General features: G+C 50.0%; 12 protein-coding genes and 2 tRNA genes. 4 read left to right on the forward strand and 10 right to left on the reverse strand.

Annotated features, from left to right (window positions below; translation table 11 throughout):
• Position 1 precedes the first annotated feature (1 nt).
• Both EOV40_RS00140 and EOV40_RS00145 read left to right on the forward strand, forming a co-directional pair.
• On the forward strand, positions 2 to 1,897 hold the full coding sequence (locus EOV40_RS00140; protein WP_128106162.1) for a DUF927 domain-containing protein: 1,896 nt from the start codon (positions 2 to 4) through the stop codon (positions 1,895 to 1,897).
• Positions 1,898 to 2,145: 248 nt separating this feature from the next.
• The gene (locus tag EOV40_RS00145; protein ID WP_128104694.1) at positions 2,146 to 2,715 is read left to right on the forward strand and encodes a recombinase family protein; all 570 of its coding nucleotides are present in this window, start codon (positions 2,146 to 2,148) and stop codon (positions 2,713 to 2,715) included.
• 869 nt (positions 2,716 to 3,584) lie between these two features.
• On the opposite strand, the gene EOV40_RS00150 is transcribed toward EOV40_RS00145, so the two are convergent.
• The 6 genes from EOV40_RS00150 to mnmE all read right to left on the reverse strand — a co-directional run bounded on the left by EOV40_RS00150 (position 3,585) and on the right by mnmE (position 9,253).
• Positions 3,585 to 3,660 (reverse strand) — tRNA-Lys (locus EOV40_RS00150).
• Positions 3,661 to 3,729: 69 nt separating this feature from the next.
• The gene (locus EOV40_RS00155; RefSeq protein ID WP_128104695.1) at positions 3,730 to 4,653 is read right to left on the reverse strand and encodes a ParB/RepB/Spo0J family partition protein; all 924 of its coding nucleotides are present in this window, start codon (positions 4,651 to 4,653) and stop codon (positions 3,730 to 3,732) included.
• Positions 4,650 to 5,447, reverse strand: coding sequence for a ParA family protein (locus tag EOV40_RS00160; protein WP_128104696.1), 798 nt, complete (start codon positions 5,445 to 5,447; stop codon positions 4,650 to 4,652). The genes EOV40_RS00155 and EOV40_RS00160 overlap by 4 nt, the downstream gene beginning before the upstream one ends.
• The gene (rsmG, locus tag EOV40_RS00165; RefSeq protein WP_128104697.1) at positions 5,440 to 6,036 is read right to left on the reverse strand and encodes a 16S rRNA (guanine(527)-N(7))-methyltransferase RsmG; all 597 of its coding nucleotides are present in this window, start codon (positions 6,034 to 6,036) and stop codon (positions 5,440 to 5,442) included. The genes EOV40_RS00160 and rsmG overlap by 8 nt, the downstream gene beginning before the upstream one ends.
• On the reverse strand, positions 6,020 to 7,900 hold the full coding sequence (gene mnmG, locus EOV40_RS00170; protein ID WP_128104698.1) for a tRNA uridine-5-carboxymethylaminomethyl(34) synthesis enzyme MnmG: 1,881 nt from the start codon (positions 7,898 to 7,900) through the stop codon (positions 6,020 to 6,022). The genes rsmG and mnmG overlap by 17 nt, the downstream gene beginning before the upstream one ends.
• A gap of 21 nt (positions 7,901 to 7,921) precedes the next feature.
• Positions 7,922 to 9,253, reverse strand: a complete 1,332-nt coding sequence (mnmE, locus tag EOV40_RS00175; protein ID WP_128104699.1) for a tRNA uridine-5-carboxymethylaminomethyl(34) synthesis GTPase MnmE — start codon at positions 9,251 to 9,253, stop codon at positions 7,922 to 7,924.
• A 150-nt stretch (positions 9,254 to 9,403) separates the two neighbouring features.
• On the opposite strand from mnmE, the gene EOV40_RS00180 reads away from it, so the two are divergent.
• Positions 9,404 to 9,868 carry a methylated-DNA--[protein]-cysteine S-methyltransferase gene (locus EOV40_RS00180; protein WP_128104700.1) on the forward strand — a complete coding sequence of 155 codons (465 nt, stop codon included), beginning with the start codon at positions 9,404 to 9,406 and terminating at the stop codon, positions 9,866 to 9,868.
• 265 nt (positions 9,869 to 10,133) lie between these two features.
• On the opposite strand, the gene EOV40_RS15095 is transcribed toward EOV40_RS00180, so the two are convergent.
• Positions 10,134 to 10,412, reverse strand: coding sequence for a hypothetical protein (locus EOV40_RS15095; protein WP_208729212.1), 279 nt, complete (start codon positions 10,410 to 10,412; stop codon positions 10,134 to 10,136).
• Positions 10,413 to 10,832: 420 nt separating this feature from the next.
• Between EOV40_RS15095 and EOV40_RS00190 the strand changes: the two genes are divergently transcribed.
• On the forward strand, positions 10,833 to 11,276 hold the full coding sequence (locus tag EOV40_RS00190; RefSeq protein ID WP_050818922.1) for a hypothetical protein: 444 nt from the start codon (positions 10,833 to 10,835) through the stop codon (positions 11,274 to 11,276).
• Positions 11,277 to 11,395: 119 nt separating this feature from the next.
• Here the strand turns inward: EOV40_RS00190 and EOV40_RS00195 are convergent.
• From EOV40_RS00195 to EOV40_RS00205, 3 genes are all read right to left on the reverse strand, one after another.
• Positions 11,396 to 11,472 (reverse strand) — tRNA-Pro (locus tag EOV40_RS00195).
• Positions 11,473 to 11,550: 78 nt separating this feature from the next.
• Positions 11,551 to 12,135 (reverse strand): LOG family protein, encoded by a 585-nt coding sequence (locus EOV40_RS00200; protein ID WP_050818923.1) that lies wholly within the window; start codon positions 12,133 to 12,135, stop codon positions 11,551 to 11,553.
• A gap of 64 nt (positions 12,136 to 12,199) precedes the next feature.
• On the reverse strand, positions 12,200 to 13,417 hold the full coding sequence (locus tag EOV40_RS00205; RefSeq protein ID WP_128104702.1) for an MFS transporter: 1,218 nt from the start codon (positions 13,415 to 13,417) through the stop codon (positions 12,200 to 12,202).
• Between the last annotated feature and the right edge of the window lie 19 nt (positions 13,418 to 13,436).

Below are 13,436 nucleotides of genomic sequence, written 5' to 3' on the forward strand. Positions count from 1 at the left end.
TGTGCGGGCCGGTCTGACCTCGGCCAAAGTCGTGAACCTTGATAGCGGTAAAGGTAAAAAAAGCAGCCAGCGTAAGCCCTCCGGCAAACGGGTAGAATCGCCTTGCGGCCAGTTTTTCTGCGATGCGCACGGTCTGTTCAAGAAAGCAGCGGATAGCAGCAAAACAGACATGATGCTGGCAGGGCCTCTTGAGGTTTTGGCAGAAACACGCGGGCCTGACGGTACGGGATGGGGGTTGTTGCTGGCGTGGCAGGATAGGGACAATCAACGTCATGAGCGGGCTTTTCCGCGCAGCTTGTTTTCGGGTGATTGTTCAGAATTACGCAGCCAGCTTGCAGACGGAGGCTTAACACTTGGAGCTGGCCCAGCCGCTAAAGCTGCTTTTGCTGCATTTCTATCAAGTATTTCCAGCACAGAACGGGCGCGGTCTGTTCCGCGTATTGGCTGGCATACCCTCAAAGGTGGCGCGGCTTACGTTCTGCCAGATGCCACATATGGCAACACATCAGAAAGGGTTGTGCTGCAAACAACAGACCCGGAAACAGACCTATTTGGCGTTGCGGGCACACCGGAAGAATGGAAACAGCACATAGGGTTTCTATGTCGTGGCAATTCGCGGTTAGTCTTGGCGGCATCTGCTGCGTTTGCAGCACCTTTGCTTGGCTTGTTAGGTTTGGAAGGCGGCGGCGTTTCGTTTTTCGGGGCATCGCGTGCTGGTAAATCTACCGCCTTGACGCTTGCTGCCAGCATATGCGGTGGCACGCCAGAAGCTGGTGCCAGAGGATATGTGCGGTCTTGGCGTAGTACCAGCAACGGTTTGGAAAGTGTTGCTCTTGCAAGCTGTGATGCCCTGTTGCCGTTGGATGAAATCGGGCAGCTAGACCCAAAAGAAATTGGCGATGTGGCCTATATGCTGAGCAACGGCCAAGGCAAAACAAGAGCTAGCCGCACAGGTGCAGCGCGTGCCGTAGCGCGGTGGCGTGTCCTGTTCCTGTCCACAGGCGAAACGACGCTGAGTGATGTGAACCGGGAAGCAGGCCGCGCAACCAAAGCAGGCATGGAAGTGCGCTATTGTGACGTACCAGCGGATGCCGGTGCCGGAATGGGGTTATTTGAAAACACCCATCATCTGGACAGTCCAGGGGAATTTGCAGACCATCTGGCAAATGCTTGCGGCCAGTTTTACGGCACGCCATTCCGCGCGTTCCTCACACACTTAACAGAACGCATGACGCAGGAAGGCATACGCCCGTTACGTGAACGCCTGCTGGAACGTCTGGAAACAATAGCAACCGGATATCTGGTAAACTGGCCTAAATCCTCCGGACAGGTGCGCTCCGTTGCACGGCGCTTTGCCATGATCGCCATAGGCGGTGAGCTGGCAACTTCTTTCGGTCTGACCGGATGGGATACAGACACAGCAGAAGTGCTGGTAGGGGTGTGCTTTGGTGATTGGTTGCGGGCACGTGGCACCTCCGGCCGGAGGGAAGATGAACAAGCCGTGCAGCAGCTACGGGATTTTATTGCCCGTAATGGCTCTGGCCGCTTTGCTGATTGGGTAGATAAAAACCCGGAGGAACTGCCAGACACATGGGATGAAGGTAAGCCCCCACCTGAGAGATACCGCATACAGAACCAAGCAGGCTGGCGGCGTTGGCTTAAAACACAGGATGGCCGTTGGGGATGGTGCTACATGCTCACATCGTCCGGTATGCGTGAAGCTCTGGCAGGGCTGAATATGAAAGATGCTACCAAGGTTCTGGTAGATCGGGGTGTGCTGATACCAGACACACAAGGCAAAACCTCACGCCCGGAACGGCCACCGGGACAAGCTGGCCAGATTCGCCTTTATGTGGTGGCCGGTAATATTCTGGCTCTATCTGCTGGCAATGAGTGAACACTAGCCGGAGGGTATGCGCCCTCCGACTCATTCGGACTGGGTTCATCCTCCTATAACGTCTTTTCTCTCGGTATGTGTTTCGTGCATGGCTTTCGGGTGTTCCAATAGGGCAAGGCCTATTGGAACAAATGGTGTGGAACACTTTTTGCCCACTTTTGTGTTCCAATAGGGTTGTTTTTTGTATTTTGGAACAATACCTATCTAGGGTCTAAACCCTATTGGAACACATTTAGGAACACTCTCACATGAAAATCGGATACGCTCGCACCAGCACCACAGATCAGGTGGCCGGATTAGAAGCGCAGGCCCGTGACCTGTTAGCCAATGGGTGTGAGCGTATCTTTCGTGAGCAAATAAGCGGTAGCAGCACAGACCGGCCAGAATTAAGCGCGGCGCTCGATCACTTGCGGGCTGGTGATGTGCTTGTAGTGACCAAGCCAGACAGGCTGGCGCGTTCTACGGCTGACCTGTTGAGGCTGGTAGATGAGATCAAAACCAAAGGCTGCGGCCTGATTGTGCTTTCCATGAACGGCGTGACATTGGACACCACCAGCCCCACCAGCAAGATGATGCTCACTATGTTGGCTGCTGTAGCCGAATTTGAGCGGGACATTATGAAAGAGCGCCAACGTGAGGGCATAGCCAAAGCTAAAGCCGAGGGACGCTATAAGGGACGCAAGCCAACAGCTCGTAGTCAGGCAGAACAGGTGCAGGCTCTTGCGGCTAACGGTATCAGCGCCACAGAGATAGCCAAGCGGTTAGGCATAGGCCGTACCTCCGTTTATCGTTGCCTTGCGGATGCGGCGGCATCGTAAGTGTGGTTGTGCCGCGGTGTGCGCGGGCAGCGCGCGGGTTTCTTTTCCGATTTTTGAGCATTTTTAGCCCAAAACGGCTCTAGCCATGCGCTCACAACATAACAAAAACAGCCCATTTTGAGGGTGTCCAAAACAAGAACACCACGATGGATATTCGTGTTATTGCGTGCATATTGGCAGAAAACTGCTAATGTTTGCTTTATGTTTGTTACACCTGTTACACCTCATTTTAAAAGGTGTAACAGCGTGGTGTATCGTATTTTCCATTATAAATCATATACTTAACTGACTTGTTACACCTGTTACACCTGTTACACCGCATTTTGGTAAGGGGTGGAGTAAGAGGCAGGTGTAGCAGTTCCGGGTGCATGCAAAAAACGCATACCTACGGTAGCCGCCTGATAGGGGGGTAGGTAAATCTTTACAGGCAGATAGGCGGCGTAACCGCACCAGTCTCACGCGCAGATTTTCGATACATTTTTTGAAAAAAATCAAAGAAATCAAAAAAAGGGCGATCAATATGAGCAAAAGCAGCCCCAAATGCACAAAAAATGGCAGAAAACTGCGAAAAAACACCAATAAGGGGTGGGGGGTCAAAAATCTCTAGCGCCCATGAGCACCTGAACCGCGCCATGGGCAAATTTTTGCACCCGCGAAATTGCAGCAAAAAGATACGCGGATGGTCGGGAGGGCCAAAGGATGGTGGGGGCGGTCATGGTTTTGAGAGCTGGAAACAATCAGCGGCGGGAAAAAGCCTCTCCCATGCCAGCATGAAGCTAGCTGTTTCAAATGACTCCGGATTGACTCCGGAAAGTCAGGCTGCCCATTCAGCCTAACACCTCAAAACCACCAAAAACCTAGGAAAAGCTTGGTGGGCGCACAAGGGCTCGAACCTTGGACCCGCTGATTAAGAGTCAGCTGCTCTACCAACTGAGCTATGCGCCCTTACAGCATATAACTGCTGAAGTGAGGCAGTTTTTACCACCTCTACGTTCCTAAGACAAGCCAGAAAATTTAGGTTTTTAACATGGCAAGCACAGCATCAAGTTGATCCAGGCTTTTGTAATGAATTTGCAGAGACCCGCCTTTGCGCCCATCAAAATGAACCTGAACCTTAAGCCCTAAACGCGTCCCCAAATCTCGTTCCAAAGCAGAAATTTCCGGATCCTTCAGAACTTTAGGTTCTTTGGTTTCTACTTTTGTATTTTTTGCCTGTTCAAGAGCCTTCTGAACCAAAGCCTCCGTTTGGCGGACAGACAACCCTTTAGAAATAACCTCTGCAGCTGCCTGTATAGGGTCTGGGTGCGCCAGCAACGCACGTGCATGCCCGGCAGAAAGAGTTCCCTTTTTAAGCTCTTGCCGCACCACATCAGGCAAACGCAACAAACGCAGTGTATTGGCAACATGCGGGCGAGACTTGCCTATAGCTTTTGCCAGTTCATCCTGGGTTAAGCTATATTCTTCCATCAACCGACTAAAACCTTCAGCTTCTTCAACCGGGTTTAGATCTGCACGCTGAAGGTTTTCAACCAGAGCAGCTGCCATGGCATCTGCTTCTGACAGGTTTCTTACATGCACAGGCACTTCATGGCACTGCGCCAACTGCGCAGCACGCCAGCGGCGTTCCCCCGCAATAATCTGGTAATGCCCGGCTTTATTTGGGTCTGGTCTTACCAGAATAGGCTGAAGAATACCCCGCTCGCGAATGGATTCAGCAAGCTCCTGTAAAGCTTCTGGTTCCATATCCTGCCGCGGCTGAAATGGACCTGGCGCCAAAACCTCAACCGGCAATGAACTGGCTGTAGGTGCAGCCTTGCTAGCCGATTTATTGGTGGAAGATGCAGGCTCATCTACAGGAGCAGCATCACCCAACAGAGCAGCCAGCCCACGACCAAGCTTGGGACGTGCGGAGGATTTACGTGACGACTGACCACTCATGATGCCGATGTCCTCTTCATGACTTCTGCTGCCAATGCCTGATAAGCGGTTGTTCCGCTTGCTCTGGAATCATACAGCATAACAGGCTGACCGTGGCTCTGGGCTTCTGAAATACGGATATTACGTGGGATAACCGTTTCCAGAACATCTTTACCAAAGAAGCTTCGTGCATCTGCTGCCACAAGTTCAGACAGATTATTCCGTCTGTCATACATGGTCAGCACAATGCCGGCCATTTTCAGCTCTGGGTTCAGGTTTTTCTGCACACGCCCGATTGTCTTCACCAGATGGCCCAAGCCTTCCAAAGCAAAGAACTCACACTGTAGTGGAGCCAGCACACCATCTGCAGCCACAAAAGAATTCAATGTCAGCAACCCCAAGCTTGGGGGACAATCTATAATCACAAAATCTACGGTCTCACGCAAAGGCTCTAGTGCTGTGCGTAATCTGGTTTCTCGGTGTTCTGCATCTACCAGTTCAATTTCAGCCCCTACCAGCTCTGTATTGGCGGCAATGACTGAAAGATTTTCAATTTCGGTCGGCTGCAAAAGGTCTTCTGCGGCTTTTTCATGCATGAGAAGCGCGTAAGAACCACCTTTGCGGGAATCATAATCAACCCCCAACCCCGTTGAAGCATTCCCCTGAGGGTCCATATCCAGAAGTACAACTTTAGCACCATCAGCCGCCAGAGATGCTGCCAGATTAATGGCTGTAGTGGTTTTGCCTACGCCGCCTTTCTGGTTTGCAACAGCAAAAACGTGGCAGGCTTTCCCGCTTTTCTTAACCTTAGACACGATTAAAATTTCTCACTTCCAGAATCATACCATCAGAACTTGTCTGGCTTGGATATGTTCGAACATCCATTTTCCAGACCAACTCCGCTTCTTGGATTTCCTGCACAGCCTGTTGCCCCTTAAGAAAAACAGCTTTTCCTTCTGGCTGTAACAGCGGATGTGCCCACTCCAAAAGTTTCACCAAGGGGGCCAAAGCCCGCGCCGTTACTACAGGTGCGGGCTGAACTTTTACACTTTCAAGCCTGCATGGCAAAACTTCCAAATCCGTTTGGGTAAGCCGTGCAGCCTCACGCAAAAAAGCCGCCTTTCTTTGGTCCGATTCAATTAAAACCCCGGGTATTCCGGTTGCTATCCCCACCACAACGGCAGGAAAGCCTCCCCCAGAGCCCATATCAATAAATCGGCTCTGGCCTTGTATCAAAGGAACAAGCTGAAGACTATCCAGAACATGCCTGCTCCAGACATTCCCAATATCCTTAGAAGAAACAAGGTTGATACGAGGGTTCCACTTTTCCAGAAGGCTTACAAATGCAGAAAGCTTTTCTTCTGTTTCACGTGAAACATGAACACCCTCAGGCCACTTGTGCATGGTGCTGCCCTTTCTTGAGGTAAGCCAGAACAGCCATAAGGGCAGAAGGCGTTATGCCCGGTATGCGTTGTGCGGCACCAAAGTTTTCAGGCCGTGCCTGCTCTAGCCTTTCCTGCATTTCAGCACTCAGGCCACCTATTTTTCTGAAGTCCATATCCTGAGGAAAACGAATTTCAGTTTCCGCCTCAAGCTGTTTGATCTCACGCTTTTGCCGAACCAGATAACCGCTATAGCGTGCTTCTGTTCTCACATAGTTACGTGCACGCTCGGAATACTCCTGCACCCAAGGCGCTAAAGATTCTATGGCATCTTCATGAGCCGCCTGCCCCATTATCTCCAGCAGGTTCCGGCGGCGGCCATCTTGAGCCACTTTAATACCAGCTTGAGCAAGCGCCTGTGGGGGCCAGCTTTCTGATTCTGCTTTTTGGGTCAACTGGTCTATCTCGTGCATATCCCGCTCAAAGACTGCACGCCTTTCCGCGCCTATGCACCCCCACTCCAATCCCATGGGAGTTAAACGCACATCCGCATTATCGGCCCGCAATGTCAGACGGTATTCAGCGCGTGATGTAAACATACGGTAGGGTTCGCTCACCCCTTGCGTCGTTAAATCATCAATCATAACGCCCAAATAAGCTTTACCACGATCAAGGCTGACAGCTTGCTGCCCTCCTGCCCTTCTTGCTGCATTTACACCAGCAAGAAGACCTTGTGCTCCAGCCTCTTCATAACCCGTGGTGCCATTAATCTGGCCGGCCAAGAATAAATTAGGACACTTTTTAAGCTCTAAAGAAACCGTCAATTCACGTGGATCAACATAATCATATTCTACAGCGTAGCCATATTGCGCAATAACAGCCTTCTCCAAACCAGGAATGGAGTGGATCATGGCATCCTGCACATCTGCTGGCAGGCTGGTAGAAATACCATTGGGATAAACCAGATCTCCCCCTTCGTGTTCAGGAAGAGCTTCTGGTTCTAGAAAAATCTGATGCCCTGTTTTTTCAGAAAACCGCACAACCTTATCTTCAATAGACGGGCAATACCGTGGGCCTCGGCCCGAAATGGCCCCGCCATATACGGCTGAAAGATGTAAATGCTCTCTGATAATATCGTGGGTTTTTGGAACTGTTGCCGTTATGCCACACACCATCTGTGGGTTTGTGATGATTTCCGTTAGTCGGCTAAACGGCTCAGGGGATGCGTCCCCCCTATCAACAGCAAGCGATGCCCAATCAATCGTATCACGCTTGAGGCGTGCCGGGGTTCCTGTTTTTAAACGCGCAATGCGCAGGCCAAGATTTTTTAACCGCGACGCCAATGCAACCGAAGGTTGTTCTCCAATTCGTCCTGCTGGTTGGCTTTTATGCCCGATATGAATAACTCCATCCAGGAACGTACCTGTGGTTAACACAACAGCGCCAGCAGCCCATTGGCGTCCATCTTCACAAGCAACACCAGCAACACGGTTTTGATCATCACAAATCAAATCCGTTACAGCGCCTTCCTCAATATCCAGCCCTTCTGTGTTTGCCAGAATATCCTGCACAGCCTGACGATATAAAAGACGATCTGCCTGAGCTCTGGGCCCCTGCACCGCTGGCCCCTTAGACCGATTGAGTAATTTAAAATGAATGCCGGCGCGATCTGCAGCACGCGCCATAACGCCATCCAGCGCATCAATTTCACGCACCAAGTGCCCTTTCCCAATACCGCCTATGGCAGGGTTACAGGACATAGCGCCAACTGTATTTTTATGGTGCGTCAACAAAAGCGTTTTGGCACCACAACGCGCAGCAGCGGCAGCTGCCTCACATCCAGCGTGGCCACCTCCTACTACAATAACATCGTAAGCCTTGTTCATTGCCTGCCCTTCCTGCACACCTTACTTTCCAATACAAAATTGGCCGAATATCGTATCCAGCAGATCTTCCACACCAACATGGCCCGTTAGCCGCCCCAAGGCCCGCATAGCTAACCGCAACTCTTCACCACGCAGTTCTGGCCAATCCTGCTGCCATGCCGCCTGAAGGCATTGTGCAGCCTCCTGCACACCGGCCTTATGCCGTGCACGTGTAAGAAGCGGCGCCCCGGATGTAGAGGCTGCTGTAAGCTCCTCAACTTTCCTTTTCAGGAAAGCATACAATTCCGGGAGCCCAATTCCTGTTTTTAAACTGATTGCAAGAACAGGCTTGTCCTGAATGTTTTTTGGAATTTCTCCAATATCAGCCTTATTGCCTATCAAAACAGCACCAGGAAATACATCATCAGGAGGTTCATTCGCCGGGAACATCTGTAACACACAGTCTGCCTGTTTCACGTGAAACAATGCGCGCCGCACACCTTCAGCTTCAATCTCATCATCTGTTTCTCGCAGCCCGGCAGTATCAACAAACGTTACTTTTATGCCAGCAAGAATGCAGGCTACTTCCAAGGCATCACGCGTTGTGCCTGCCTTGGAAGACACAATAGCTGTGTCCCTACCCGTAAGCCAATTTAACAAACTGCTTTTGCCTGCGTTTGGCGGGCCTATAATAGCAAACACAACCCCTTGCCGTATCCGCTCACCGTGCTCACCATCAGCAATATGTTGTTGCATTTCAGACTGCAGTTTTTGAATTTCCTGATTGATTCCGTCTTCCACTTCAGGCGGTAAATCTTCATCTGGGAAATCTATAAGGGCTTCCTGAAAAGCAAGAATCTTTTTGAGGCGCTCAGACCAACCTGAATACAAGTGGCTTAATGCACCATCAGCTTGCGCCAAGGCCAGCTTTCTTTGCCCGTCAGTTTCAGCGGCAACCAGATCGGCAATACCTTCGGCTTCAACCAGATCCATACGGCCATTTACAAACGCACGCCGTGTAAACTCACCTGGTTCTGCAGGACGTGCCCCCGCATTCACCAACGCTTCGGAAACAGCACGAATAATAGCAGGCCCTGCATGCAGATGCAGTTCAAACCCATCTTCCCCCGTATAACTTCGCGGTCCGGGAAACCAAAGAACCAACGCCTCATCCAGCAAATCATCTTGAGCAGAAGCATTGTTCCAGATTTTACAAAGAACAGCCTTACGCGCGTCTGGCACTTTGCCGCAAACCTGCAAAAGAATGTCTCGGCTGCCTGCTCCACTCACACGTAAAACGGCTATTGCCGCACGCTCTATTCCTGTTGAAAGCGCAAAGATTGTATCTTCAGCCTGATACCCCAACGCGGCCATCCTTCCCGTTATCGTATGCCTGTTTCTTCTTGCTGCTTCTAATGCAGTTTTTCATGCAAACGTAGGGTTAAAAAATGATAGCCTCCCCCTTGCCCTTATCCGGTTTACAGAACACCAAAAGATTTTGAACAAAAGTAAGGTTATTTTTTCATGCCCCAACTTTCGCTGCACTCCCCTTTAGGGCCAATAACTCTATCTGAGGAAGACGGAAAAATTATCTCTCTAGATTGGGGATGGGGCCGAGATCAAACCGAAACGCCCCTACTCTGTCGGGCGCGGGAATGGTTGGATAATTGGTTTGATGATCCTCAGGCCGTAGGTGCTTTCCCGTTTCCGCTAGATCCATATGGAACAGCTTATCAGAAGAAAATTTGGGTGGCATTGCAGGAAATCCCTGTAGGCGAAACCACCACATACGGAGAACTCGCCAAAAAAATTGGAGGCAGCCCTCAGTCTGTTGGACAGGCTGTCGGGAGAAATCCAATTCCTATTCTCATCCCCTGCCATCGCGTTATGGGGACTTCCAACCTTGGAGGATATTCTGGCGATGGTGGTGTGGATGATAAGGCGTGGCTGCTCCGCCTAGAGGGTGCCAACTTTCCACGCCACGCCTAAACTATTCTGATACGGATTCTCGCGTTACAGCGCTCAGCTTCTGTTACTTATTTTGTGTCACAACTTTCTGTGCGGGTATTAAAAAATTTCCCGGCACTGCATCTGACCACAGAAGATGAATCCGTATCATTCCCATAACTTGGGGGCGGTGGATAAGAAGGCGTGCTTCCTCCCTGTTGGGCGCCATTATAATAATAGGATGGTGGTGCATAAATACTCTGCTGTGGTGCCGAATTATATTCGGATGCAGCGGCGCTTCCAATCGCTAGACCGAGCACTGAGCCGAACATAAATGGTGCTCCCCAGCCCCAGCCACCGCCCCAGTAAGGGTAGCCCCATGGGCCTCCATAGCCCCAACCATAATATGGGTAACCCCAGCCCCATGGGCCACCACCCCAGCCGCCATACCAACCACCGCCCCATCGCGGCCCCCAGCCGCCACCACGCCAAGGGCCTCCGCCCCAACCATCGGGGCCGCCAGGTCCTCCACGTGGGCCACCAAAGCCACCATGAGGAAAACCTCCTCCAGGACCACCGAAGCCACCGCCTGGGCCTCCATGCCCAAAACCACTGCCAGGGCCGCCAAAGCCACCGTGACCAAAGCCACCACCGCCTGGCCCGGGGTGAGCATGTGCTGAAAATACAGGAACGCTAAGCCCGCATACCAAAAGGGTCGCCAGCCCTATTTTTTTGGATATTGCAGTCCACATAACATCGGTGCCCTTTGCACTTAACCTTGGATACTGCTTACACGGTATAATACCGTAATATGTCTTTCTTCTAACTATTACATGGGCATTAAAAGACAGTTTGCCACTGCTTTTTCGCTTCATCAGCTAGGATAAAAGATCAGATTGATGTTGCGTTTTTTGCATTCCTGATATACATTTTAATCATTGGAGGAAGCGAAGAGGAATTATCTTCTGCTTTGCCCCCTAACACCCCAAATTAGGAGGCCGGACTCATGGCATGGAAAAAAGCAACTTTTGTTTCCCTGTGGCTTGCTGCCCTTAGCCTGGCCATCTGCTCCACTTTTATTTTTATTGCATGCGGGCTTAAGTTTTCTATTTTTCATTCTGGTTTAATCGTCAATCAGTCTGATTTTGTAGATAACACGCCGTTTTCTATTTATTTGTGGCAGATGCTGCCTGAAACAGCACGTTGGAATGATTATGTATTTTCTGGTCCTGGTTTGATCGGTCTGGCAGCTTTCTTGGCTAGCATTGGTTTAGGTTCTTATGCCGCCATAAAGCTGGAAGAGATCAATCACGCTGCCCTTGCAGCCAAAAAGACGGAAATGCACCGCTGGGATTCTTTGCTCATTGGGCCTTCTCTGGAAGACACCTTGCAGAACTTTCAGCATCCAAATGCATCAGACGTGCAGTCTTATGCTGTTAAAAGTGCTTAATATCACAACATAATTTATAAAAAATGCTTCTGCTTGGAATCCATCCCGGGCAGAAGTTTTTTTATGCCATGCATATTCTGCACAGATATTACATAACAATATATTTTTAAGGAAAAATCTGGTCGGAGTGAGAAGATTCGAACTTCCGGCCCCTGCGTCCCGAACACAGTGCTCTACCAGGCTGAGCTACACTCCGATTACACGCTGCCTATACAGCGCTCTGGCCTAAGAGGCAAGAGTAGAAATGAGACTTCCTACTCTTGCACGCCTTATTTTACATCACATCCATACCCAATGCTTCTGCTGGCTCCGTAACACGAGAGCATTCAAGAGCGGCTGCTGCATTAGGCACAACACTTAGCAGAGATCTTGCATCTACTGAGGCAAAACCCTGTTTCACAGCCTCATCAAGCATAGCTACAACCTTATCTCCCCACCCATCTACGTTAATAAGCACGATGGGCTTATCGTGGCGCTTAAGCTGCTTCCACGTCAGAATTTCCAAAAGCTCCTCAAACGTTCCAAAGCCACCGGGCAAAACCCAAAAAGCATCGGCCCGTGAAAACATAATTTGCTTACGGGTATGCATGGAATCCGTAACAATCAGCTCTGAAACTTCTTCATTCATCTTTTCTCGGGTTTTCAGAAACTCTGGAATAACACCCGTAACGCTTCCACCTGCCTGAATAACGGCATGGGCCACAACGCCCATCAAACCATTTGCACCGCCGCCATAAACCAGACGGATTCCTGCTTTGGCCAATTCTTTCCCTGTTTCCTGCGCTGCCTGCTGATACACAGGCTTAACACCCATACGGGAACCACAGAATACAGCGACTGCACGCACATCAATTGTCATTATTTATGTCCCTCCAAATCAGTTTCTAAAGTTTTAAGTATCTGTCTGTTACGGTAAAATGGAATTATCCATTTTCCTTACGATAAACAAAAGCACATATTCCCACACCTAAAAGGCTCATAAGTGCTGTTGTCAAAAACAATCCCTGATACCCCCAATACGGGATAATAAACCCTAAAACAGGCCCAGATAAGCCAAGAGCTATATCAAGAAAAACAGAAAAAGCGCCTATGGCAATCCCTTTATTTTCTGGCTTGGTATGGGCCACAGCCCCTACCCCCAAAGCTGGAAATAAAAGTGAAAAACCGACACCCGTTAGCGCGGCCCCTATGTTTGCCCAAATAGGTGAATGCCCCATAGCCAATACACATAAGCCCAAACTTTCTATAAGTAAGGAAACCAATGCAACAACTGTGCCACCACGCTTTGTTATCTGAGTGGTAAAACCAAAACGTGTCAAAACAAAAACACATCCAAAAATAGAGAGTGCTGTTGCAGCACCTTTCCAATTCTGGTCAGCAAAATACAATGTCAGCAAAGATGAAATGGCACCAAACCCAATAGAACCTGCAGCCAAAGCCATGCCATACGGTGCAACCTGGCCAAAAACTGTCATAAAGGAATGGCGTTTACCCGGTGTAGGTGAAAGCGGTTTAACTGCTAGCTGATACCACGCCCATGGCACCCCTGAAAGCAGCATAAGCATGCAACACAAACCTATGCCCAGAAAACCACCCAGCGCAGCATGAGACTGGTAAATTATCATTGCGATAGGTGCCCCTAACGCAATGCCCCCGTAAGAACAAACACCATTCCAAGAGATCACACGAGCAGTCCCGGGTGTACCTACTCTTTCGATGTTCCAGACAATAACACCTGTTGCTACCCAGCTTTCAGAAATACCTAAAAAAATACGGCCTAATAAAACAACAGCTAAAGCCCCTACAGGCCATGCCACTAGGGAAGGTGCAAGCATGATAAACAAACCAGAAAGCGCACCCAGAAAAAGCCCAGCAATAACAACTTTTTTAGGCCCACGCGTATCTATCCGATGCCCTGCTCCAATACGGGAGACAAATGTAGCCAGATACTGAACGGAAACAGCAAACCCTGCGATTGCAGAACTAAACCCCAGTTGTTCTTTTACGAACAACGGCACAACAGCCATTTGCAAACCGATTTCTATATAACACAGCAAAGTAAAAACTACGATGGCAAAGATAGACCATAGTGTTTTTCCTACAGGCTCTGAAGCTCCTTCGATGTCATTATTTCCGTTCATTACATTCCTTCATGGCCAT

This window comes from Acetobacter oryzoeni (assembly GCF_004014775.2).
Taxonomy (GTDB): domain Bacteria; phylum Pseudomonadota; class Alphaproteobacteria; order Acetobacterales; family Acetobacteraceae; genus Acetobacter; species Acetobacter oryzoeni.